The 22812-nt window shown below is 46.1% G+C and carries 23 protein-coding genes; 11 read left to right on the forward strand and 12 right to left on the reverse strand.

Translation table 11 applies throughout. The features are described 5' to 3' along the window. The first annotated feature begins 133 nt into the window (after positions 1 to 133). Both P403_RS0107010 and ald read left to right on the forward strand, forming a co-directional pair. Entirely contained in the window at positions 134 to 1351 is a 1218-nt protein-coding gene (locus P403_RS0107010; protein WP_029331984.1) for a PucR family transcriptional regulator, read from the forward strand. A gap of 131 nt (positions 1352 to 1482) precedes the next feature. Next, positions 1483 to 2607: an alanine dehydrogenase gene (ald, locus tag P403_RS0107015; RefSeq protein ID WP_029331985.1), complete on the forward strand. Its 1125-nt coding sequence runs from the start codon at positions 1483 to 1485 to the stop codon at positions 2605 to 2607. Between the two features lie 111 nt (positions 2608 to 2718). Here the strand turns inward: ald and P403_RS0107020 are convergent, their stop codons facing one another. Further along, positions 2719 to 3366 (reverse strand): diacylglycerol/polyprenol kinase family protein, encoded by a 648-nt coding sequence (locus P403_RS0107020; RefSeq protein WP_029331986.1) that lies wholly within the window; start codon positions 3364 to 3366, stop codon positions 2719 to 2721. 117 nt (positions 3367 to 3483) lie between these two features. On the opposite strand from P403_RS0107020, the gene P403_RS0107025 reads away from it, so the two are divergent. Next, the gene (locus P403_RS0107025; protein ID WP_029331988.1) at positions 3484 to 4104 is read left to right on the forward strand and encodes a DUF1836 domain-containing protein; all 621 of its coding nucleotides are present in this window, start codon (positions 3484 to 3486) and stop codon (positions 4102 to 4104) included. Between the two features lie 43 nt (positions 4105 to 4147). Here the strand turns inward: P403_RS0107025 and P403_RS0107030 are convergent, their stop codons facing one another. Both P403_RS0107030 and P403_RS0107035 read right to left on the reverse strand, forming a co-directional pair. After that, entirely contained in the window at positions 4148 to 4624 is a 477-nt protein-coding gene (locus P403_RS0107030) for an LURP-one-related family protein (RefSeq protein WP_029331989.1), read from the reverse strand. A 171-nt stretch (positions 4625 to 4795) separates the two neighbouring features. Then, the gene (locus P403_RS0107035) at positions 4796 to 5320 is read right to left on the reverse strand and encodes a restriction endonuclease (RefSeq protein WP_029331990.1); all 525 of its coding nucleotides are present in this window, start codon (positions 5318 to 5320) and stop codon (positions 4796 to 4798) included. Between the two features lie 191 nt (positions 5321 to 5511). Between P403_RS0107035 and P403_RS0107040 the strand changes: the two genes are divergently transcribed. From P403_RS0107040 to P403_RS0107050, 3 genes are read left to right on the forward strand one after another with little or no spacing between them, the layout of a single operon-like run. Continuing rightward, positions 5512 to 7650 carry a PAS domain-containing sensor histidine kinase gene (locus P403_RS0107040; RefSeq protein ID WP_029331991.1) on the forward strand — a complete coding sequence of 713 codons (2139 nt, stop codon included), beginning with the start codon at positions 5512 to 5514 and terminating at the stop codon, positions 7648 to 7650. Beyond that, on the forward strand, positions 7647 to 8732 hold the full coding sequence (locus P403_RS0107045; protein ID WP_029331994.1) for an SDR family oxidoreductase: 1086 nt from the start codon (positions 7647 to 7649) through the stop codon (positions 8730 to 8732). The genes P403_RS0107040 and P403_RS0107045 overlap by 4 nt, the downstream gene beginning before the upstream one ends. Beyond that, the gene (locus tag P403_RS0107050) at positions 8729 to 9469 is read left to right on the forward strand and encodes a sugar nucleotide-binding protein (protein ID WP_029331996.1); all 741 of its coding nucleotides are present in this window, start codon (positions 8729 to 8731) and stop codon (positions 9467 to 9469) included. The genes P403_RS0107045 and P403_RS0107050 overlap by 4 nt, the downstream gene beginning before the upstream one ends. 75 nt (positions 9470 to 9544) lie before the next feature. Here the strand turns inward: P403_RS0107050 and P403_RS0107055 are convergent, their stop codons facing one another. Beyond that, positions 9545 to 10936, reverse strand: a complete 1392-nt coding sequence (locus P403_RS0107055) for a TrkH family potassium uptake protein (RefSeq protein WP_029331997.1) — start codon at positions 10934 to 10936, stop codon at positions 9545 to 9547. 160 nt (positions 10937 to 11096) lie between these two features. On the opposite strand from P403_RS0107055, the gene P403_RS0107060 reads away from it, so the two are divergent. From P403_RS0107060 to P403_RS0107070, 3 genes are all read left to right on the forward strand, one after another. After that, entirely contained in the window at positions 11097 to 11336 is a 240-nt protein-coding gene (locus P403_RS0107060) for a hypothetical protein (RefSeq protein WP_029331998.1), read from the forward strand. Positions 11337 to 11436: 100 nt separating this feature from the next. After that, positions 11437 to 12222: a flagellar motor stator protein MotA gene (motA, locus tag P403_RS0107065; RefSeq protein ID WP_029331999.1), complete on the forward strand. Its 786-nt coding sequence runs from the start codon at positions 11437 to 11439 to the stop codon at positions 12220 to 12222. Continuing rightward, entirely contained in the window at positions 12197 to 12970 is a 774-nt protein-coding gene (locus P403_RS0107070; RefSeq protein ID WP_029332000.1) for a flagellar motor protein MotB, read from the forward strand. Before motA ends, P403_RS0107070 begins: the two co-directional genes overlap by 26 nt. 651 nt (positions 12971 to 13621) lie before the next feature. Here P403_RS0107070 and P403_RS0107080 read toward each other — a convergent pair. The 6 genes from P403_RS0107080 to P403_RS0107105 form a co-directional block, all read right to left on the reverse strand. Then, positions 13622 to 14155 carry a DUF420 domain-containing protein gene (locus P403_RS0107080; RefSeq protein WP_029332003.1) on the reverse strand — a complete coding sequence of 178 codons (534 nt, stop codon included), beginning with the start codon at positions 14153 to 14155 and terminating at the stop codon, positions 13622 to 13624. 3 nt (positions 14156 to 14158) lie between these two features. Beyond that, complete coding sequence (locus P403_RS0107085; RefSeq protein ID WP_029332004.1) at positions 14159 to 15586, reverse strand: dihydrolipoyl dehydrogenase family protein; 1428 nt, start codon at positions 15584 to 15586, stop codon at positions 14159 to 14161. Then, the gene (locus tag P403_RS0107090; RefSeq protein WP_029332005.1) at positions 15583 to 15963 is read right to left on the reverse strand and encodes a DUF1499 domain-containing protein; all 381 of its coding nucleotides are present in this window, start codon (positions 15961 to 15963) and stop codon (positions 15583 to 15585) included. Before P403_RS0107090 ends, P403_RS0107085 begins: the two co-directional genes overlap by 4 nt. 98 nt (positions 15964 to 16061) lie before the next feature. Beyond that, complete coding sequence (locus tag P403_RS0107095) at positions 16062 to 17447, reverse strand: sensor histidine kinase (protein ID WP_029332006.1); 1386 nt, start codon at positions 17445 to 17447, stop codon at positions 16062 to 16064. Next, on the reverse strand, positions 17444 to 18136 hold the full coding sequence (locus P403_RS0107100) for a response regulator transcription factor (protein ID WP_029332007.1): 693 nt from the start codon (positions 18134 to 18136) through the stop codon (positions 17444 to 17446). The genes P403_RS0107095 and P403_RS0107100 overlap by 4 nt, the downstream gene beginning before the upstream one ends. A 23-nt stretch (positions 18137 to 18159) precedes the next feature. Then, a complete protein-coding gene (locus P403_RS0107105) occupies positions 18160 to 19422 on the reverse strand; it encodes a hypothetical protein (RefSeq protein WP_029332008.1) in 1263 nt (420 codons plus the stop codon). Between the two features lie 126 nt (positions 19423 to 19548). Between P403_RS0107105 and P403_RS0107110 the strand changes: the two genes are divergently transcribed. Continuing rightward, positions 19549 to 20355 carry a Cof-type HAD-IIB family hydrolase gene (locus P403_RS0107110; protein ID WP_029332009.1) on the forward strand — a complete coding sequence of 269 codons (807 nt, stop codon included), beginning with the start codon at positions 19549 to 19551 and terminating at the stop codon, positions 20353 to 20355. A gap of 157 nt (positions 20356 to 20512) precedes the next feature. Here the strand turns inward: P403_RS0107110 and P403_RS0107115 are convergent, their stop codons facing one another. Then, on the reverse strand, positions 20513 to 21172 hold the full coding sequence (locus P403_RS0107115) for a uracil-DNA glycosylase (RefSeq protein ID WP_029332011.1): 660 nt from the start codon (positions 21170 to 21172) through the stop codon (positions 20513 to 20515). 81 nt (positions 21173 to 21253) lie between these two features. On the opposite strand from P403_RS0107115, the gene P403_RS0107120 reads away from it, so the two are divergent. After that, positions 21254 to 21976: a WecB/TagA/CpsF family glycosyltransferase gene (locus tag P403_RS0107120; RefSeq protein ID WP_029332012.1), complete on the forward strand. Its 723-nt coding sequence runs from the start codon at positions 21254 to 21256 to the stop codon at positions 21974 to 21976. Positions 21977 to 22026: 50 nt separating this feature from the next. On the opposite strand, the gene P403_RS0107125 is transcribed toward P403_RS0107120, so the two are convergent. Beyond that, the gene (locus tag P403_RS0107125; protein WP_029332013.1) at positions 22027 to 22659 is read right to left on the reverse strand and encodes an NAD(P)H-dependent oxidoreductase; all 633 of its coding nucleotides are present in this window, start codon (positions 22657 to 22659) and stop codon (positions 22027 to 22029) included. Positions 22660 to 22812 lie beyond the last annotated feature (153 nt).

The following is a 22812-nucleotide window of genomic DNA, read 5'->3' on the forward strand; positions in this document are numbered from 1 at the left end:
CAGTTGACTCTGCCGCTCACCTTAGCATATTTTTGTTTATTCCTACAATATGAATCGATTGTTTTTGTGGTTATACACAAACGGTTGTATACTAAAGATAAGGAATACGATAGAGAAAGAAGGAACTTCATTTATGTTAGAAGCAACGTACCATTCCCTCGATGATTTAGCAGAAGCGATCGGCCTCGCACTCAATGCACCGATAACGATTGAAGACCGCAATCATCGTCTGCTTGCCTACAGTACGCATACGACTGATACAGATCCTGCCCGTGTCGCTACCATCATCGGCCGCCGTGTCCCGGAATCCGTCATCGATCAACTTTGGAAAGATGAGGTCATCCAAAGCTTAGCGGCTCAAGATGACCCACTCGTCATCACTGCCCGGACGAGCGTTGGTTTGAATGACCGCGTCGCCATTGCCATTAAACAAGATATGGAGATTCTCGGTTACATTTGGTCAATCGCTCGCAACACCCCCTTCACTGCTTCAGAGCTAGGCGATTTAAAGAAAGGTGCCATGCTTGCACAACGACAGTTGCTTGCAATCGACATGCAAAAAAAACGGCAAGAAGAACAGACGGAGCAATTCTTTTTTGAGTTACTCCACGAAGAGTTACCTGAAAGTGAAATCCTAAAGACGTTCTCAAAGCTTCATCTCGCTCCGCCGGGAATCAGTCGCTTAATGGTCATCCGTTTCCCGGAAGCCATTACGCCGCGTCTGGCCGATCGCCTCCGTTATTTATTGACGATTCAACAGACGGTACGTCCGCTGCTTTATGCATACGACACGACAGATTTTATTTTGTGGATCAGCACAAACGATCGCGACATTCAGCATGAACGCATTCAGTTCGATGCTTTTATCCAGTCATTCCGCCAACTACTCGCCGAACGTTTTTCTTATACAGAATTTGTTGTATCGAGCAGTGAAGTTTTCACCGGCGTGCAGTCGATTCCAGAACGTTACGAAGAAGCCGGTATCGTCTTACGTCTCAAAGACGCCTATCCTTTCGAACTTCAAAATGTGACGCGATACGAGCGACTCGGACTATTCCAGTTATTGCCTATCTTTTCAGAACGCCTACGGAGACGGACGGTTCGACTGGAAGAAATCGAACGTCTTCGCGCTTACGACTTGAAACACACAGCTTCTTTATGCGAAACGCTCGAGTGGTTTTTGCATTACGACGGAAACGTCAAACAAGTCGCCGCCCACCTTCACGTCCATCCGAATACGATCTTATACCGCATGCGGCGCATCGAAGAAGAAGCCGGCATTCGGATGGAATCATTACCTGAACGTTCGTTACTTTATCTTTACTTGAAAGCCGACCGTTACCTTTTGTGATTTCTCACAAACAATCCTCTTATTTTTTGAAAACACCGATAAAGTCGTACGCTTTCATTTCTCGTATACTGAGGGAGAAGTAAGTAGTTAAAGGGTTATTGGTTGTTCATTTGCGAAAGGGGATCGCTCTTATGATCATTGGAGTATTAAAAGAAATTAAAAACAACGAAAACCGTGTTGCGTTAACACCTGCCGGGGTAGCAGCGTTAACGATTCATGGACATCAAGTCATCGTCGAAACATCTGCTGGTATGGGGAGCGGCTTTACAAACGAGGAGTATCTCGAAGTTGGTGCACAAATCATCGAAACAGCGGCAGAAGTTTGGGCGACTGCTGAGCTTGCGTTGAAGGTCAAAGAACCAATTGCTTCAGAATATCAATACTTCCGTCCCGACTTAACCTTGTTCACGTATCTACACCTGGCAGCTGAACCAGAACTCACACGGGCACTCGTCGACTCGAAGATTACGGCAATCGCTTATGAAACGGTCGAAAAAAATCGGACATTGCCACTTCTGACACCAATGAGTGAAGTTGCTGGTCGGATGGCTTCACAAATCGGTGCACAGTTCCTTGAAAAACCGCATGGTGGAATGGGGATTCTACTTGCAGGTGTTCCAGGTGTCCGTCGCGGAAAAGTCACAGTCATCGGCGGTGGTGTCGTTGGGACGAACGCAGCGAAACTCGCAGTCGGTCTTGGTGCTGACGTGACGATCATCGACGTCAGTCCTGAGCGCCTTCGTCAACTTGATGATATTTTTGGTAACTCAATCAACACGTTGATTTCGAATCCGTATACGATTGCAGAAGCCGTCGCCGAAAGTGACCTCGTCATTGGTGCCGTCTTGATTCCAGGAGCGAAAGCACCGAAGCTCGTGACAGCAGAGATGGTTGAACGAATGAAACCAGGTTCTGTCATCGTCGATGTCGCAATCGACCAAGGTGGAATTTTCGAAACCGTTGACCGCATTTCGACACATGATAATCCAACGTATGAAAAATTCGGTGTCGTTCACTATGCCGTCGCGAATATGCCGGGTGCTGTTCCACGGACGTCGACACTCGCGCTTACGAACGCAACACTTCCTTACGTCCTCGAACTCGCGAACAAAGGAACACACCGTGCACTTGCTGAAAATGCTTCGCTTGAAAAGGGTCTCAACGTCGCGCAAGGGTTTGTCACGTACGAAGCTGTCGCACGCGATCTCGGTTACACGTATAAATCCGTTGAAGAGGTATTGCACCTTCACGCTTAATGGAAAACAGCAAAAAAGCAGCGAATTTCTTCTTTATAGAAGAAATTCGCTGCTTTTTGTTTTTACCTGAATCGCGCGGCGTCTTACCGGTGAAGCAAGTAGTAAGATCTATTAAAGCGCAAACGCAACGAGTGCACCGATTGAAAGCGGGATGAAAATATTATCTAAATCGCGATAGGATACGGCTTCAATCAAGGCAGCAATATTCGCAAGTAAAAAACCATAACTGATTGCGATCCAAGCCGGTAATGCATATATAAGAAACGTGGAAGTCAGGACGAGGAACGAGAATAAAAACATCGCAATGCTTCCTTCAAATGATCGTTTTATCGCCCCACGTGTGTAAAACGTCTTCCCGTAGCGTCGCCCTACTAAAGCAGCCATTCCGTCGCCCCACGCGAGCACCATGCTGCCGGCGACAAGTGCCATTGGTTCTCGTTCAAAAAAGAGTCCGACTAGAATCAGTAAAGAAATCGGGTAGTACACCGTCCCATAAGATATGCGTTCCACTTGATTCATTTGACCCGTCCCGCGTTTTAAAGTCAGCAAATTAACGACCGTGAAAAATAGTAACGGGACGATTGCGACATACCAATGTTCGAGCCAAGCGAGTGCTAAAAAGACCCAATGTCCGACTGCGATATGAATCCACTTCCGAACCGTTTCCGGCTCTGCTTCGACGCGTCGACCAATCGCTTCCAACAAGAACAAGATGAGACCAATGATGATGATGGTTCCAACAGCAGCAACCCATTCCATATGAATCCTCCTTCTTTTGCTCCATTCTATTGTACTTTGTCTGATTGCCGTTTGCTCTTTCGAACCTTCATTTGATAACATAAGGTCAAATGACGTCCGAGAGAGGAAGTATTCTGAATGTATGATGCTCAAGCCGTGCAAACGTTATCTAACTGCCTATCACATTTAAAAGAAGGAAAAGGGATTGGCACACTCGTTTCCGAGGATGAAGCGGATCTTCCGAAAGTCATCCAGCGCCTCAAACAATTTGATGCGACGAAAAATGGTTTATCGATTAACGAAATCGTCCATCTCGCGAATGCCTTGATTGGAGAACATATGTCTGCGACGACGATTCAAAATTGGACGAAGCGTGAAGTCCGCGACATCATCGGTGTTCCGCACCGCGGGAAAAAATACTCGATTAATCAGGCAGCGATCATCTACTTACTTGATGACTTAAAGCATCTCTTTTCCTTAGAAGAAACACGTGAATTATTAACGATCGTTTTTAAGAACCCGAATATCGATGAAGATGATTTAATTAGTCCGCTCGACTTTTATCTCGTCTATACACAGCATGCAGAGACGAGTGGACCGATTGAACTGACGGAGAAGCGTCTGAGACGCTCGTTAGAGCGTATCCATGCCTATCGCCCTGAAACGGTCCACGTCTTACAGCTCTGTCTGTACGCCCGTCGTATTTCGCACCTGACGCATGAAGCAAAACAGCGTCTCGAGCAAGTTTTACAATCTTGAAGTAAAAAGATGCCCTCCAGAATAAACTGAAGGACATCTTTTTTTATACAGCTGTAAGTGATTTATAGTTGACGGAGTTCGTCAAGCTTTTTAAGACGGACAGCAGTTCGTACATCGAGAGTTTGTCGGCATCTTTTACGAGACGATATTCATCGCCGTCTTGCAGCAATTCTGCGACGACTTCGCCTGCCGCACTTCGGACTGAGAATTTCCCTTTTGTCAGGTCGAAGGAAATGACATACGTGCCTCGCTCGTACACGTTATATTCACATTTCTTCGAGAAGAGTGAAAACTTCTCACGCATTTGACCTACCTCTTGACCATCATGGTTCATCACGACCCATTTCTTACATGTCGGGATGAACTTTCCAAACGCTACCCCTCTACCTTCACCATTCATTACTTGAACACGACCTGTCTCGTCGTGTTGAACCGCACCAATCATTTGGTGTGCTTCATCATAAATCGCGGCATGACCTTGCGAAAAAACGCAACCCTGCACATAGACAACTTTGCGCAACAGAAATTCTCCTCTCACTGCTAAAAAGTGCTGGTATTTCGTCCCCAGTATATTTAGACATCCTGAATAGTTTAACTTTCTTTATCTCTATGATATTTCGTTAACGAAAATGATTATTGCACCGTTTGAACAAATTGACAACCCCCTTTTGTCGACAATCATTCGACAACATCAGCGAAAGCCAATTTCTCGTGCAAACTCGAGCAATTCTTCTCGATCAATCAAGCGTACCCGATTCGGCTCCGCCAAGCGAAGTGCGGCGTCCGTATACGTCGAATTCGTCACGACCCATCCTTCATCCATGTCGTAAAAAGGTACTGCCGCGGCGACCTGTTGGACCGCTTCTAACCCGACCGGTCCACCATAACGTTTTGCTTGAATCGCTATTCTATACCCTTGTGCGTCTTCAATCAATAAATCCGCCCCAAAATCTCTTGAGGCCGGTGTCAGTTCAACACGATAACCGGCACCTTCAAATAGTTCGACGAGCCACTCTTCAAACTCTCTGCCTTCCATGCGGTCAATTCGATTCGCAAGTGAAGGGGTAAAGAAGGAAAGTAATAAAAAAACGATACATCCTACTATACTGATTCCGACAATTAAAAGTTCCCAGGAACTCGAAAAAAAATAAGTTCCGGCGACTCCGAGCACCGCGAACAGTAGTGCGATTATTCTGCGTTTCGTACGTGTTTGCATGACTTGATTCTCCCTCACTCTGAGTTGACTCGCATTCAATCGGTTTCTTTAAAATTAATATACTAAATTCTCTTTCGGTTTGCTTCCTCGAAAGGAACGAACAACGCAGATGGAGAATAAGTGTTGAGAGCAGATTACGTTTTTTAATAATCACCATGTACCGGACTTTATTTTTTGAAAGGAGGTCGCTTATGACTGAACACTCATCTACATCCGCAGAAGCACTTATCCGTGCGACCTTACGTGCCGTCTCAGAACCGCTCGCTTTAGTTGATCGGATGGGCCGAATTGACTTTGTGAATGATACCTTTCACGCCCAATTCCCTACCCACTCCAATGCCGAGTCACTGTTTTCACTTTTCTCACTCGACGAACCGTCTCTTCCATTATCTGTTTCGGTCCACTTCCGGGCAATCCCTTACGAACTCATCATCTCACCGATTGCGCAGACTTCCCTTTTCGTCGTTTCCGTTAAGTCGCTCGCGATCGACCGCTTACTCGAATCGACATTAGATGCTGCCCTACTCGTCACAGACGCAGACTTCCATATTACCTCGTTTAATGAAACAGCGAGTACCTTGTTCGGTTACGAAGAACACGAGCTAATCGGAAGATGTCCTTATGACTTACACGATCACGCAGAGTTTGATGAGCGGAAGCGACACTTGGAGCAGTTGAATTTAAAAGACTTGTCTCCAGCCGATGTCTTATTATTGCACGGACGTGATGCGGAAAACGAATGGGTGTATCACCGGAAAGACGGCTCGATCTTCTATGGTCGGTTGTATATGACCCGTTTAGCAGACGGACAATTTTTCTTGTTCATCGTTGATATGAGTGCCCAAAAACAAATTGAGTCACATCTGACGAAAAGTGAACGCCGTTTCCGTCTATTTTCCGAATCAATCGTCGAAGCGGTCATCTTCCACGACCGTGGTACCATTCTCGACGCGAACCGAGCAGCTGAAGTGATTTTCCGTACAAAACTTGAGCAGATCAAGGGACGCAATGCCCTTGATTTCATCCATCCTGACTTTCATGAAGAAGTCAGCCGGCGTATCGAACTTCACCGCAATGATCCGTACGAGGTCACCGGGCAACGGGCAGACGGAACACCTGTCGAAATTGAAATTTTCCCGCGTGAAATCATGTACGAAAAAACACGGATGCGTGTCACCGTCATTCGGGATATCAGTGAGCGTAAAAAAATCGAGAGCATGTTAGAACGTGAAAAAAATGCCATCATGCGTCAACGCGATATCACCCAATCGATTCTGCAAGCTTCAAACGAAGGGTTTTTACTGACAGAAGAAGATGGTAGCTTCATCTTCATGAACGTCAAAGCCCGAAAACTGCTCGATGTTCCAGGGATTGCACCAAGCAAGATTCAAGAGCGGATCAGTATGATTCCGAATCTCGATCTCGCGACCCGCTATGAGATGCTACAACAAGTCGAAGAACTCCTTGCCGGCAAGCATTCTGAACTGTCATTTCGGTTTACGCTACAACGTCCGAATGAATCCAATCATCTTTACTTCGAGTTTTATGCGACTTCAATTAAGAAGGAACGTAGTCGCATCTCCCGTCATGGTTTTTTATTCGTCTTCCGCGACCGGACAGAGGAGCAAAAAATGGACCAAGTCAAAGATGAACTCATCAGTACCGTATCGCATGAGCTCCGAACACCCCTCTCATCGATCCTCGGTTATTTGGAGTTGTTGCGCTATCGTCAGCTCACACCTGAAAAAACACAACGCTATGTCGAAATCATGCACGAAGAAGCCAAGCGGTTAACGACGCTCCTCAATGAATTTTTAGACATTCAACGGATGGAAGGCGGCAAACAACCGTACGATTTTAAATCATTCTCTTTACGTCAACTGCTCCTCGATACAACGGACGCTTTTGGTGAAACGGCCGAAACCCATCACATCGTGCTTGATGTAAAGGAAGATCCTGTCATGATTGTTGCCGATGAAAATAAAATTAAACAAGTCGTTTTGAACTTACTCTCGAATGCAATCAAATATTCACCATTTGCCGACCACGTCACGGTCAGTCTACACACACAAGGGGAGCAAGCCATCATTACTGTGACCGATCATGGTCTCGGAATTCCTCAAAATGCGTTCGATAAGCTCTTCACGAAATTTTATCGTGTCGATAATTCAGCCGTCCGTAAAATTGGCGGAACCGGTCTCGGTCTTGCAATCTGTAAAGAAATCATCGAATCACATGGTGGGGCGATTTCCGTCGAGTCGGAGCTCCATCAAGGGTCGACTTTCACGGTTGTACTCGATTTAGATTCAAGAAAGGATTATGCAAAATGAAACGGACTTATTTCATGACAGGATTCCCCGGATTCCTTGCTACCAAATTAATTGAACGTCTCGCTCTTGTGCCGGAGCAAATTGACCGGTTTTATTTGCTCCATCTACCGAGCGAACGAACAAGTGCCTTAGCAAAAAAGGAATCGTTACTCGAACACACGCGTCTTAAAGAAGCACAACTCGTTTTATTAGAAGGTGATATCACAACACCCGGATTAGGATTGAACACAGAGATGAAGCAACGACTGTCGACTGAAGTGACGCATCTCTTTCACCTGGCAGCTCTGTATGACTTGGCGACGCCGTTTGATATCGCTTTTCGAATTAACGTCATCGGAACATCGAACGTGACGCAGTTTGCTCATACGTTGCATTATCTTGAACGCTATGTTTACTTCAGTACTGCCTATGTATCCGGGCTCCGGACCGGGACTGTTCTTGAAGGAGAACTTCGTCATGCTGCCGCGTTTAAAAATGCCTATGAAGAGACGAAGTATTTAGCCGAAGTTCGCTTGCACGAAGAAATCGGTACGCTTCCCTATACAATCATTCGTCCGGGAATCGTCGTCGGGCATTCCGAGACGGGTGAGACCCCTAAGTGGGACGGTGTCTATTTCGTCTTAAACGCGCTGCGTCTGCTAAACAACGTTGCTCCGCTCCCGTATGCCGGCAGAGCCAATGCCCTCGTCAATCTCGTCCCATACGATTACGTCATCGCTGCGACGACTTATTTAAGTCATGCACCAAGCGGCGTCCGTCAAACGTATCACCTGACCGATCCGTTTCCACATGGTGCCCGTACGATTTATGAGATGTTACACAGCGCCTACTACAATTGCGCTCCGCGCGGCATCGTTCCGTTTCGCCTCGTGACGTCCCTGTTGACCCCGCGCATCGCTACGCGCTTACAGATGCAACGGCAGACGCTTGATTACTTCGTTCACCCTGTTCACTACGATACGACGAACACACTTCGTGATTTAGACGGGACTGGTATTGTGTGTCCTGATCTTGCTGAGTTTCTTCCACGACTTGTCGATTACTATAAAATTCAATATCCCGAAATGGAGAAAACACAATGAATGCTCTTGTTACCGGTATGAACGGTACAGTCGCACCTGTACTCGCAGACGTCTTACGCATGCATCAGTATGAAGTTACTGCTTGGGATCGATCGGTTGTCTCGACGACTGATCCCGCAATCATGGAAGCTTTTATTGATCAGGTCCAACCTGATCTACTCTTACACATCGGAATGGGTTCTGCTGAATTTGCAGAATCGTTGGCACGGCTATCTTTTGAGCGTAACATTCCCTTTCTCTTTACGAGCACGGCTTCTGTCTACGCAAATCATCAACAGGGACCGCATGATCCATCTGTCCTTCCGGAAGCAGACGATGACTACGGTTTTTATAAACGAACATGCGAACGACTTATCCAAGCAGTCAATCCTGATGCCTACATCGTCCGGATTGGCTGGCAAATCGGTCAGGTTGCCGGATCAAATAATATGATTGATTATTTAGAACGGCATGCCTCAACGGGTCCCATTCCGGCAAGTAAAAACTGGTATCCCGCTTGCTCCTTTTTGGAAGATACGGCGCAAACGCTCTATACAATCTTGACGACTCAAACACCTGGCCTTTATCTTGCCAATGGAAATTCGACCCATTCCTTCTTTGAAATCGCTACAGCATTAAATGTATCCCACGGTTCGAAATGGAAAATCGAAGAAGATAATACAATCCAGCGTGATGATCGAATGAAGGATACTCGGGTGACCATTGCCCCAATCTCAGATCGATTATCATTTATGTAAAAAAAGTGCCTCGCCATTCGATGCGTTATCGAACGGTGAGGCACTTTTCAGGAGACATCTGCTACTGACAGTCAATCAACCAATCAGCATATTTTCTTTCGGGTAACGAATCAAGCGATTGTGTTGCGTTGCGACCGTGAAGAGAATCGTCAAGGAACCGACACGTCCAAGCAACATCATGAACATGATTAGTCCTTTTCCAAAATCATTCAACTCTGATGTCACATTTAATGAAAGTCCGACCGTCCCGAATGCGGAGACCGTTTCAAAGAAGAGACCCGTAAACGAGATATTCGGTTGCGACAGTGCCAAGAGTGTTGTGATGACACCAATGAATAAAATACTGAAAATAGCGATTGCATAGGCTTTCGACACGGCCTGCGCCTGGATGGTCCGGCGCATCAGGACCGTTTCTCGCTGCCCACGTAGATACGTCCAGACATTTTTTAAGATGACGGCTGCTGTCGTGACTTTAATGCCCGACCCCGTCGACGCCGATCCCGCTCCGATATACATCAGAACCATCATTAAGCCGATTGAAAGTGGCACCATCGTCGTCAAGTCAATTGTCTGGAACCCTGCCGTTCGGGTCGTCACCACTTGGAAGAAGACAATATGTAGTGCTTGAAAGAACGAATAATTTTGAAGGGAACCGAGATGCGAGACCCACTCATATACCATCATCGCAACGGTCCCAAGACCATTGACGACAAGTAGTGACAAAATCATTAATTTCGAGTGTAATGAAATTTTCTTGAAGCTTCGTTTGGCTGAAACGTCCGCAATGACCGTGAACCCTAATCCCCCAATCATCAATAGAGCAGAAATCGTAAAAATGAATGTCGTATCTTGTTGGAAGGACGTCAAACTGTCTCCCCATAAGGCAAAACCGGCATTATTAAAGGCGGAGACCGCATGGAACAGACCATAATACAGTGATTTTGAGAGCGTATATTTGTATTGGATGAACAGATCGAGAGCAAGTAAGATCATCCCGATCAACTCCAGGATGACGGTCGTCAAGAGAATGTTCCGTACGAGTCGAATCGTTCCTCCCGGACTATCTAAGTTGAACATCTCTTGAATGATGATTCGCTGACGAATCCCGATTTTTCGACCTGTGACACTAAGTAGAACAAGTGCAATCGTCATGAATCCGAGACCACCGATTTGAATTAAAATCATTAAAATCAGTTGCCCCCACAAATTGTAGGACTCTGCGATGTTAATCGGCGAAAGTCCCGTCACCGTCGCAGCCGATGTCGCGACGAACAGACAATCAATTAAGGCAACGTTGCTATCGCTTTGCTGAAACCAGGGGATCCACAACAATAATCCTCCGAGCAAGATCGTCAATGTGAATCCAGTCGCGATGAAACGGGCTGGTTTATCAAATAATTGATGATACGTTCGTTCTCCAAAATCTCCAAATTTCGCTAAGCGTGTATGTCTTTTATGCGAAAACATGCGTTGACTCCTCCTAGATGAGATTACTCAATTGCATCTATCATACTCTCTCGAAAACATTAGTTCTATCGAAATTTGTAATCAACTAAACGTTTTCGTATTTTTTTGGTAAAATAGATAAAAGCAGACGTGTTAACTTTAAAGGAGGTTGAGGGAAACAGTGGACCCTAGGACGGCTGACCATTCGATTGAGGATGTCTCGAGAAGGCTAGAACGCCAATCACAATGGATGCCCGCACAGTTATATTATCAATTCGAGGAATTATTATCGTTACATCTGGAGCAACCGATTCTAAATGAATTGTATAATGTATTAAAAAAATACGACGTATTAACCGATATAGAGCGTGACGAACGAAACGAAAGCATTCAGTTGCTGATCGACGAAAACGGCGCTTAATTCTCGGTTTTTGGATTTCCGAGCAGAAGATGCGTCTTCTGCTCTTTTTATTTTTTCGTTCACGACCCTAACAACATGTGGAAAGGTGGCACAATCAACAATGGATATCGTGTCGATAATCGGTATTATTCTTGGACTCATCACGCTCGTCGGAGGAATGATTTTAAAAGGTGCTCCTCCAATCGCCTTACTGAACCCTGCAGCACTCGTCATCATTTTCGCAGGTACAGCAGCAGCCATCATGATTTCCTTCCCGAAGGAACGGCTCAAATTGATTCCAGCCCTGTTTAAAGTCATCTTCTTTGAACAAAATTTAATGACAAAACAAAATCTCATGCTTCAATTTTTGACACTATCGACGCAAGCACGTAAAGAAGGTCTCTTATCGCTCGAAACAGCGATTGAAGAAGTCGACAACGCGTTCATGAAACGTGGTGTCATGATGGTCATTGATGGTCAACCTTCTGAATATGTGGAAGATGTCATGACACGCGACCTCGAAAACATGACAGAACGTCACCATGCGAACGCGAATATTTTTACACAAGCTGGTACATATGCCCCGACCCTTGGTGTTTTAGGGGCCGTCATCGGTCTAGTCGCCGCCCTATCCGATCTGTCGGATATCGAGAAGCTCGGACACGCGATTTCGGGTGCTTTCATCGCCACCTTGTTCGGGATTTTCACCGGGTATGTTTTATGGTTTCCATTCGCGACGAAACTCAAGCAAAAATCTGCAAATGAAATTCAACTTTATGAAATGATCATTGAAGGTATTCTTTCGATTCAAAATGGCGAATCTCCGAAAAACTTGGAGGATAAGTTACTCGTTTACCTGACACCGAAGGAGCGTGCGACCTATGAAGCGGAAAAAGAAGCCGCATGATGAACACATCTCAGAAGGTTGGCTCATTCCGTATGCCGATCTTTTGACTCTATTACTGGCACTTTTTATCGTTCTTTTTGCTTCGAGTAATGTCGATGCCGTCAAACTAAAAGCGATGTCTCAATCCTTCAGTTCCGTCTTCAATGGTGGCTCCGGTATGATTACCAATAGCTCGCTCGCGACTTCACAAGAAGAAGAGGACGAAAAAAAGACGGATGCTCGGACGAAAGCTCAAAGTTTTGAAATCTCAGAGCTCGAAAAAATTAAAGCGCAGGCATCCGACTACATCAAAAAAGAAAAGCTAGAAAAAGATATTAAAGTCGAAATCACGAATGAAGGTCTCGTCTTCACGATTCGAGATCGTGCTCTCTTTTCTCCTGCGCAAGCTGAAGTCAAAGGTGACGCCATCCAAATTGCTCAAGGGATGAGTAACTTACTCGTCAAATCTGGACAACGTCAAATTCAAGTGTCTGGTCATACAGATAACATCCCCATTCGTACGGCACAATACCCGTCGAACTGGGAACTCAGTACGGAACGCGCCATCAGTTTCATGCGTGCGTTGCAAAAAAATCCAAAGTTAGAACCAAAACGTTTCACCGTCACAGGATACGGCGAATACCAACCCATCGCTTCGAATCAAACAGAAAGTGGACGGAGTCAAAACCGGCGCGTCGAAGTCCTCGTCCGCCCGTTACTTGATATCAAAGCAGCGAATTTACTAGATGAAACAACGGTCAAACCGTAAGAAACAACTAATTTCGAAGATGAAGATACACACGAAGGGATTGCCATCTAACATCGATGCGCAATCCCTTTAGACTGTAAAAACCTTTTGATGAAGCATGAACATGCTGCAGGAACACTGTCAGTTTGCTTCCCTGTCTCGCCTCGTCTTCCAAGCGCAATCGTCCGCGCCGCTACAGCAAAGCTGCAGGGTCGCGACCGATTGCTTTTTGCGGTTCTTAAGCGATTCGAGACGGATTACGCTCTAAATCGTCTGCAGCCCGGTTTGTCGTCACGGTATTGCCTAAAAAGCGTCACGTTTCGTTGACTCCTACGGGAAAAAAGTGTGTTTTTAACGCACTTTTAGAGGCAGGCAAGACCCTGCTTCTTGTCCGTTAGGATCAAGGAGCAACGGCTTGCGCCTCGCCCGAGGAAAGCAACGAAAAAAGACGCTTGATCTCCCGATGGCACGTTGTCTACAGCCTGAGTGCGTTTTTAACGCGACTTGCCAGAGGCAGGCGAGACCCTGCTCGTTGTCCGTTAGAATCAAGGAGCAATGGCTTCGCCTCGTCTTCAAAGAAGCAACTCACATTGCACTAAGTGAGGTACAAAAAAGTGAGTCCACAAACACAGACAAGCTGTGTGCAGACCCACTTAAATCGAACATTCATTTTTAGTAATATGGACGAATCATGATGTAAACAATGACACCCGTCAGACTGACATACAACCAAAGCGGCATCGTAAAGCGTGTCCATTTTTTATGTTTCTCGAAATTTTGATTGAGCGCATGCGCGAGCGACATCAAAACAAGCGGGACGATGACCGCTGCCAAAATGATATGCGAAATCAAAATAAAGAAATAGACCGGGCGAACGAATCCTTCGCCACCAAACTTCGTCGACTCACTCACGGCGTGATACGTCACGTAAGAAATTAAAAAGAGTGTCGTCGTCGTCATGGCACCACCGATGAAGCGACGGTGATTGATCCGGTTTCCGCGACGAATCGAAATCCATGCTCCAAGTAGGAGCATGAACGTAAAACTGTTAAAAATCGCATTGAAAAACGGTAACAACGTCCAATCAAAGCCATCACTCACCTGAAGCGGTGGCGCGAAAAAAAGTAAGGCAACAAGTAAGTTGATGACGAGCGTCAAAATAATGACGACCGGCACGAAATTACGCCGTTTAGCAGGTTCTTGCATGAATCATTCTCCTTGTTTCCAGTCAAAGTATCGTTTCAACCATTTCGGCAATGGACCGTCGAAGAGACGCTCACGCCAGTAAAGATCAGCCGCACGTTGCACAGCCGCACCACGAATCGGATACGGGTGGACGACACGTGACAATTGACCGACTTTATCTTTACGAGCCATCGCATAAACGACTTCTTGCATCCACTCGCCAGCTTGCTCCCCAATCGCATGAGCACCAATTAGTTTACCACGTTTGTTCGCAATCAATTTGACGCGTCCTTCTGTCCGACCATTGATGACGAAACGATCGACTTCATCGAGGCCTGTTTGATAAACCTTGATTTCGTCATATTTTTCGCGTGCTTCTTCTTCGGTCAATCCAAGATGGAACAGCTCAGGCGTCGTGAATGTGACCCACGGGACGGCACGGTAATCGGGCTTCGTCCGTAAACCGAACAAGGCGTTCGTAACGACCGTCTTCCCTTCAAGACCCGCGACGTGTGTGAATGGTAACGATTGAATCGTATCACCGACAGCAAAGATGTGCCGTTGACTCGTCCGAAGTGATGCGTCGACTTGCACGTACCCTTTTTGCACATCAACCCCGGCGCGATCGAGGCGTAAGGCTTCAATCCGCGGTTTACGTCCGACAGCGACGAGTACGGCATCCGTTTCGATGACACGTGATTCTCCATCCGTTTCGACCGTGACTTCAATCCCGCCCGATGCTTTTCGAACTTGCGTCACCGTCGTGTTCAGATGCAACACAAGCTCTTGCTCAATTTGGCGTTGCAAGACTTCAACCATCCCTTTATCTTCTTTCGGCATCAGTGATTTCGCACCTTCAATGACCGTCACTTCTGTTCCGAGATGCGCGTAGGCTTGTGACAGTTCCATCCCGATTGCGCCGCCCCCGATGACGAGCAGACGTTCTGGACGCTCCGTCTGTTCAAAAATCGTTTCGTTCGTCAAATATGGAACCGTATCAAGACCATCGATTGGCGGAATGATTGGTTGTGAGCCTGTCGAGATCGCAAATTTCTCCCCGACAACGAGTTGTCCTGCTACCTCGACTTCGTTTGCACTGAGGAAGCTTGCTTCACCGATATAGACATCTACGCCTAAGTCTTCGAACCGTTTTGTTCCGTCATGGGATTGAATGATGTTTCGTGCCCGGTCGACGCTCGCTTTCGTTTTCGAGTAGACCGCGTCACCATTTAATGTGACATTATATTTTTCAGCAGTCTGCTTCATGACATAGACATCATGTGCTGCTTCAATTAACGCTTTTGACGGGACACACCCGTAGTGTAAACAATCTCCACCGAGATGCGTATGACGTTCAATCAAAGCGACGTGCGCACCAAGACTTGCAGCACCAGCTGCAATAGTCATGCCTGCTGCTCCACCACCGATAACGACGAGTTGATAACTTTTCATTGTGAGTCCTCCTTCTGATAACGGTTAGCGATGTCTTCCATCCGCTTTCGGTTGACGCCCCAGTCGGAGTAACCGACGCGTGAGGCAGACCGGAAATGGACGAGATGCGTCGACTGATCCAAATAAAATTCGACATCATCCTTGAAGTGGAAAAATTTACTTGAGAAGACAGCATGGATATAGTCTGGTGTTTCTTTCACGATTTTAACTCGGTCGAGACTTTGTAAAATCCGCATGATTTGGAATTTCGAATCTTTCATCGTACCTTTGAACGGTAATGGGTCCATCTTTAACGCTTGTTGATCCGTTTGTGTCGATACCGCGTTCGGCTTTCCGTTTAGCGGACTTAATGCTCCATTTGAGACGCCAAGTGCCATGTCTGATTCCTCCGTTTCATTTCTTGAAAAAAATAAATACTATTCCCATTTTACTTTACCAGTTCGATTTCGAAAGCGCTTCTCATTCGACTCCCCCGTTATGCTTTCGTCACCGGAAGCAAGATTGTCGCGATAGCACCACCTTCTGGTTGATTATCGATAAATAGTTTTCCTTCATGTGCTTCAACGAGTTCACGGCAAATCGATAGACCCAGCCCGGTCCCACCTTTTCCTTTTTGAACTTGATAAAATTTTTCTGTGACATGACGTAAATGTTCCTTCGGGATTCCTGGTCCTTCGTCACTAAAGGACAAAAAGAGCACACGTTCTGAACGGACGAGACGGATTGTAATTTCGCCACCTACGGGCGAAAAACGAATCGCATTATCTAAGAGGTTCAAGAAGACTTGTTTCAGTCGATTTTCGTCATAGAGGCCGATGACTTGTGCTGGTAACTTCCGCACGATGGTGACTTCTTTTTCTTCGACCTTTTGACGCAGTTGGGCCGTGACGGCTTCGATGATTGCCGTCAAGTTGACTTCCTGACGGTATAAGACGAGGCGACTCGTCTCAAGCTTCGAAAAGTCGAGTAACTGTTCCACGAGTGAAATCAGTCGTTCCGTCTCCGAGTGGATGATGCCCATACCGAGTGAAGCTTCTTCCGGTAGACGCTCTTTCTCTGCGAGCAATGTCTCACTCCATCCTTTGATTGAAGTCAGCGGTGTCCGTAACTCATGTGATATCCCAGAAATAAATTCATCCTTCAACGTTTCTTGTTGCTTGATTTGTTGTCCCATGTAATTGATCGTCCGCGCAAGTTCTCCCAGTTCGAACGTATAGGCCTCACTGACTTTGACGTCGTAATGTTGCTTCGCGATTTGATCTGACGCCCCGATGACTTCTTGAATCGGTCGGACGATCGAGGAGACGAGTCGGGAAGAATAAATATAGGCGAGCCCCCAAATGAGGATTCCGAGCAGAAGGATTGCCAAACAAATCTCCATCACTCGCTGATCAATCCGGTTGAGCGACGTCGTATAACGTAATGCCCCTGTCGTCTGTCCGAACGAGACGACCGGTTCTGTCACTTCGAGCAGATGTTCATTCGTTGCAGCATTATCATAACGCTTCGTTATTGTTTCCCCAGCTTGGAGTTGTGTAATCTCTTCGTTCACTAATTTTCGTTTTGAGATGAAGCCGGTCGACGAATAGCGGGGTACGCCCTTCGCATCCAGCACCTCAATCTCAGCATCTTCATACGCATAGGAATCAAGGACGTCATGAATCGTCGCGTCTGAATCCAAGTAGTCATAGGCCAAGCCACTATTTGCGAAGAGGACAGCGCTTGCATTCGCATGCCGCTTCAAGACGTCTGTCGCCGTCACATAATAATAGTTATAAGTCACGAACGATAAAATTCCGATGACGAGCAACACGGTCACCGTAATAATCGTCATGAACCGCATCAATATCTGTCGTTTCATTTTTCGTTACGCCACTTGTAGCCGTGTCCCCACAACGTTTCGATAAACTGTGGTTCAGCCGGGTTTTCTTCAATTTTTTGACGAAGACGACGAATGTTGACATCGACGGTTTTTCGATCGCCGAAATAGTTTTCTCCCCAGACAGCATCAAGCAGTTCATCCCGTGACATGACTTGATCTTCATTTTTGATGAAATGACAAAGTAAATCGTACTCTGTCGGCGTCACTTCAACGTCGATGCCTCCTTTTTGGACACGTTTCGCGCCCAGATCAATCCGGAATGGTCCTGAAATCAACTCGCGTGGTTGCTTCCGACGACGTAACGTCTCGACGCGTCGTAACAACGATTGAATACGTGCCAGTAATTCGGCCGGGCTAAACGGTTTCGCGATGTAATCGTCCGCCCCGACACTAAGCCCCATGACCTTGTCTTCCTCACGCGTCCGCGCTGTTAACATGATGATTCCAACGACTTCATCTTGCGCCCGTGCTTGCTCACATACAGCAAATCCATCGACTTCAGGCATCATGATATCGAGTAACATGATATCGAATGTCTCTTGTTTAAATTGTTCTAACGCCTCTCGACCATTCTCCGCTTCAATCACTTCATACCCTGCCCGTTTTAAATTAATGACGATGAAACTTCGAATTGCGTGTTCATCCTCAGCCACTAATATTTTTGTCATGTTCGCTTCCTCCTACTTCGACTCTATTCGACGAGCGTTACGTTCGCTGCGTACTCTTCATATGGTTTTGTGACATCCACGACGTAAACATAGTCAATGCCTTCTTTGATTTTCTTTTTTTGTGGACTGGCAATGTATTGATTTTTCGGAATCACTTCGATTTCGAAATCAATCCCGTTCGTCTCCTGATTGATGAAGCGGATTCGATTATCTTTTTTATCAATCGTCTCTCGCGTCGCCCAGCGTGCCGGGAAGCGCATGACGAAATTGTATTCTAAATCGATGTATTGTTCTTCTCGGAGTTCAAATCCCGATTCGAGAAACGGGGCCACGTCCAAGCCGTTCCATGTGTAATAGGCCGTGATACGTGGTTTATCCTCACCAATAGGACCACTGCTGTTTTTTGGTGTGTACTGGTGTGCAAACTCTACGATTCCATCTTTATCGACGTCTTTCGGGTACGTATACATCGGTTCGACGATTTCTGCTTGATTGCCGAATGTATGCTGCACAAGCCGACCTTCGTCCAGTTGAAACAGCGCCACATGCATCGCGGCGTCACGTGTAAAGGAAATAAGCAGTCCTCTTTTTTTAGACACATCAATCGAATCAACTTCAAACAAATCATGATCCGCGAACAAATCACCCTCTTTTGTCACCAAAGACACCGCTTGGCGGTCAGATGGATTTAATACATCTTTGTAGTACATCACTTTTGCCGGTCGCCCTTTTTTCAAAAGAAGCATATCTTGTTGCTGATCTTGATTTAAGTCAGCAATCGTGACTCGATCGTATGTATCTACCTTCGTAATGTCTGCCGTTGGTTGAAGGAGATTTTTCAAGAGATAAACCGTATTCGTTTCAAGGTTCGATATACCAATCACGAATTGATTAGACGTTTTCATCGGATTCAACACAACATGCAGTTGGTCGATTGCCTTTCCTTCTGCAATCGGTCGTCGTACCTTTAATGACCAACTCTCTTGTTTACGCTCGTGAATCAATAAATGGATGTTGAAGTTTCCATTTACTTCAGTCCGATAGAAGGTGACTGCTTCTTGCAGACCATCCTGATTCAAGTCAATCAATTCATATAACCGTGAGATCGACTGATTTCGGGGGGCGATGATTTCTGCTCGTTCTGGAAGATCCTGTTCAATTTTTTCCTTTAACGCAGTCTCCCATTTCGGTAAGGCTGGATGTTGTAGTAAGGTCGCAGGGTGCGGCAGGCTCAGCCCACATCCGGCTAAATATAGGGTTGATAAAATAATGGCAACATATCTCATAGTGGTTGAATCCTTTCCATTCGTGCTCTAATCAAACTGTATCACACTCTTCCTAAGGAGAGTATATTGTCGAATAGGAGGCAACTTGATACGATAGAACAGATAATTGAAAGGGGCTTACACTGAATGGCTTACGAAATGATTGTGCTCGACCTTGATGATACATTGTTGACGAGCGACCATACGATTTCCAAAAAAACGAAACAGGCACTACTCGACGTACAACGTCGCGGAAAAAAAGTCGTCCTCGCGAGCGGACGACCTACTTATGCGATGACTGATTTAGCGAAGGAACTTGAACTCGAACGTTACGGAAGTTTCATCCTTAGTTTCAACGGTGCATCCATCATCAACTGTCAGACAAACGAATCACTGTTTTCGAGTACACTCAGCCCGGAAACGGTTCATGGGCTTTACGATTTAAGTCGTCGTGAAGGCATCTATATCCATACGTACGTCGGTCACGAAATTTTTACGGAGACACCGAACGAGTATACGACGCTCGAAGGTCAATTGACGGGGATGGACGTCATCACGGTACCGGACTTTAAAGCTGCCGTAACAGAGCCGGTCGTCAAATGTCTGATGCTTGCTGAAGAACAACGCTTAGCGGAAGTCGAACAACAACTTCAAGTCGAACTTGCGGGTCAACTCGCAGTCGCACGTTCTAAACCCTTCTTCCTTGAGTTCACAGAAGCTGGTGTGACGAAAGGCACGAGTTTGGAACTTCTCGCTCGTCACCTCGGTATTAAACAAGCAGACGTCATCGCCTGCGGGGACGGCAACAACGACTTATCGATGATTGAATGGGCAGGTCTCGGTGTCGCGATGGCAAATGCTGCCGATACCGTCAAAGAGCGCGCTCAGCATATGACGGCTTCAAACGATGAAGACGGCATCGCACTCGTCATCGAACAATTCATGATGGATTGAGTTTTCAGATGAAGATGCGATAACTACAAAAAAGCCGAATGCCTTCCCGCACTCAAAAGGGGGAAATCATTCGGCTTTTTTTAGTGAACCTCCTACCCAGAACAGAACTTCCTGTTCGTTTATCAACCGTCTAATCCTGGTTAGGATGTTTACCGGTTCATGAGATACACCAATCAATCGGTTGGCGCCCTTGTTCTTCAAGCCACTGATTGACACGCGAGTAAGGCCGACTTCCAAAAAAACCACGGTTCGCCGATAACGGGCTCGGATGGACCGACTCCACTATCAGATGACGCGAGGTATCAATTAATACTTTCTTACTTTTTGCATGATTTCCCCAAAGAATAAACGCAATCGGTTCCTCCTGTGCACTGAGTACTTCGATCACTCGGTCAGTAAAGGCCTCCCAGCCCTTTTTAGCATGAGATCCGGCCTTCCCATCTTCGACCGTCAACGATGTATTCAAGAGGAACACCCCTTGATCCGACCACTTTTCGAGATTTCCAGTCGTTGGTTGCGTGCATCCTAAATCGGTTACAAGTTCTTTATACATGTTTCGTAGCGACGGTGGAATCTTGACCCCGTCGTTCACGGAAAAGCTTAATCCGTTCGCTTGATTAGGTCCATGATAAGGATCCTGTCCTAAAATGACACATCGAACGGCTGACGGTGCGACCGCATCAAACGCATGAAAAATCCGATCCTTCTCCGGATAAACCGTTGTCTCTTGATAGGCCGATTGAACGAACGACCAAAGTTGTTGAAAATATTCTTTTTCTTTTTCTTCTTTTAAAATCGTTTGCCAAGCAGGATGCATACAACTCCACTCCTTTTTCGGTCTTAGGACCCTGTTTGTTTAGATGGGTTCTGCTATGATGGAAAATGAGGTGGATTAACAATGATTCAAACAACAGAACTCTTCGGGTTACCGTTCGTCAATGCCACACCATCGACATGGTATACCCATATTAAAACAGTCTTACACGACAATGAAAAAGCTTTTCTTGTGACGGCGAATCCTGAGCTCGTTCTCCGCTCTTTACGTGATTCGGAATACAACGCCATCTTGAAAAAAGCGACGTTCATCACACCTGACGGCATCGGTGTGACTGCCGCCAGTAAACGTCTAGGCAACCCGTTGCAGGCGACGCTTCCCGGAATTGAAACGGCACGGGAATTATTGCGAACGGCTGACAATTTACACAAACGTGTTTTCTTACTCGGAGGTCGCCCGGAAGTGATGAAATCGTTGATTAAACAATTATCGATTCGGTTTCCGAACATCCAGTTCGTCGGGACGTTTCATGGATTCGGGAAGGATCAGGAAGCTGCTGACGCCATTCGTTCTGCACAGGCTGACTTAATCCTTGTCGCGCTCGGGGCACCCAAGCAGGAGCAATGGATTGCTTCCGTTTATGATCTCGTCGATCGCGGCATCTTCATCGGGGTCGGTGGTGCCTTTGATGTTTGGTCCGGTCATAGCAAACGAGCCCCTAAACTGTTCCGCAAACTAAAACTAGAATGGCTCTATCGTATTTCGACACACCCTCGCGGTTTCGAGAAACTGAAGGACCTCGTTTTGTTTGCGTCGCTTGTTCTACGTAAAAAATCACACATCTAATCAAAAAAAATCCCTTTGTCCAGTCATTCGGACGAAGGGATTTTTTTAACTTACGCGTTGACCGTTGAGAACGCACGACCTAGTTCTTTCGCTTTTGCGATTGCTTCTTCTTTGATTTCTTCTGCTTTTTCTGGGTTCATCGCCATACCTTCGATGAAGAGCGCGTCGTATTCAGTCACACCTGTGAATGCGAGTGCTTGACGGAGATAATCGTCACCGAAGTTCAAACCAGAACCTGTGTAAACGCCGCCTGTTGCTTGGATGTGGAGTGCTTTTTTACCTTCCATCAATCCTTTTGGACCTTCAGCTGTGTAGGCAAATGTTTTTCCAGCAAGAAGAACGCTGTCGATGTACATTTTGAGACGTGCCGGGAATGAGAAGTTCCACATTGGTGTAACGAAAACATATTCGTCAGCTGCCATGAACTGCTCGAGGTGTTTCGTCATTGTACCGACTTTAGCGATTTCGACTTCTGAAAGCTCTTCGCCTGTCGCGAATTTGCCCCATGCGCTCAAGACATCTGTATCGATTTCTTGGACATCTTCGCTGTAGAGGTTAAGCACTTCTACTTCTGCATTTGGATTTGCTGCTTTATAGCTTTCAAGGAACGCTTCACCTGTTTGAAGGCTGAATGAATGTTCCGTAGATTTCGGGTTTACAGTTACATAAAGTAATTTAGTCATTTTTATTTCCCCTTTTTATTTAAAGTAATTTCTGTAACTAAACATACCAACATCACTTTCATTTGTCAATTCGTTTGATTTCAAAGTATTAACTCTATGAAAAGACAAACAAAAAAGATGAAATCTCACCTTTCAGTGACATTCCATCAAGAT

Source organism: Exiguobacterium oxidotolerans JCM 12280 (assembly GCF_000702625.1).
Classification (GTDB): Bacteria; Bacillota; Bacilli; order Exiguobacteriales; family Exiguobacteriaceae; genus Exiguobacterium_A; species Exiguobacterium_A oxidotolerans.

Coding starts and splice junctions, on each gene's coding strand:
- P403_RS0107105 (WP_029332008.1), bottom strand. CDS start 19,422: ATGAGATATGTTGCCATTATTTTATCAACCCTATATTTAGCCGGATGT.
- P403_RS0107070 (WP_029332000.1), top strand. CDS start 12,197: ATGAAGCGGAAAAAGAAGCCGCATGATGAACACATCTCAGAAGGTTGG.
- P403_RS0107100 (WP_029332007.1), bottom strand. CDS start 18,136: ATGACAAAAATATTAGTGGCTGAGGATGAACACGCAATTCGAAGTTTC.
- P403_RS0107080 (WP_029332003.1), bottom strand. CDS start 14,155: ATGCAAGAACCTGCTAAACGGCGTAATTTCGTGCCGGTCGTCATTATT.
- P403_RS0107120 (WP_029332012.1), top strand. CDS start 21,254: ATGATTCAAACAACAGAACTCTTCGGGTTACCGTTCGTCAATGCCACA.
- P403_RS0107020 (WP_029331986.1), bottom strand. CDS start 3,366: ATGGAATGGGTTGCTGCTGTTGGAACCATCATCATCATTGGTCTCATC.
- P403_RS0107055 (WP_029331997.1), bottom strand. CDS start 10,936: ATGTTTTCGCATAAAAGACATACACGCTTAGCGAAATTTGGAGATTTT.
- P403_RS0107035 (WP_029331990.1), bottom strand. CDS start 5,320: ATGCAAACACGTACGAAACGCAGAATAATCGCACTACTGTTCGCGGTG.
- P403_RS0107025 (WP_029331988.1), top strand. CDS start 3,484: ATGTATGATGCTCAAGCCGTGCAAACGTTATCTAACTGCCTATCACAT.
- ald (WP_029331985.1), top strand. CDS start 1,483: ATGATCATTGGAGTATTAAAAGAAATTAAAAACAACGAAAACCGTGTT.
- motA (WP_029331999.1), top strand. CDS start 11,437: ATGGATATCGTGTCGATAATCGGTATTATTCTTGGACTCATCACGCTC.
- P403_RS0107050 (WP_029331996.1), top strand. CDS start 8,729: ATGAATGCTCTTGTTACCGGTATGAACGGTACAGTCGCACCTGTACTC.
- P403_RS0107045 (WP_029331994.1), top strand. CDS start 7,647: ATGAAACGGACTTATTTCATGACAGGATTCCCCGGATTCCTTGCTACC.
- P403_RS0107125 (WP_029332013.1), bottom strand. CDS start 22,659: ATGACTAAATTACTTTATGTAACTGTAAACCCGAAATCTACGGAACAT.
- P403_RS0107110 (WP_029332009.1), top strand. CDS start 19,549: ATGGCTTACGAAATGATTGTGCTCGACCTTGATGATACATTGTTGACG.
- P403_RS0107090 (WP_029332005.1), bottom strand. CDS start 15,963: ATGGCACTTGGCGTCTCAAATGGAGCATTAAGTCCGCTAAACGGAAAG.
- P403_RS0107095 (WP_029332006.1), bottom strand. CDS start 17,447: ATGAAACGACAGATATTGATGCGGTTCATGACGATTATTACGGTGACC.
- P403_RS0107085 (WP_029332004.1), bottom strand. CDS start 15,586: ATGAAAAGTTATCAACTCGTCGTTATCGGTGGTGGAGCAGCAGGCATG.
- P403_RS0107115 (WP_029332011.1), bottom strand. CDS start 21,172: ATGCATCCTGCTTGGCAAACGATTTTAAAAGAAGAAAAAGAAAAAGAA.
- P403_RS0107040 (WP_029331991.1), top strand. CDS start 5,512: ATGACTGAACACTCATCTACATCCGCAGAAGCACTTATCCGTGCGACC.
- P403_RS0107010 (WP_029331984.1), top strand. CDS start 134: ATGTTAGAAGCAACGTACCATTCCCTCGATGATTTAGCAGAAGCGATC.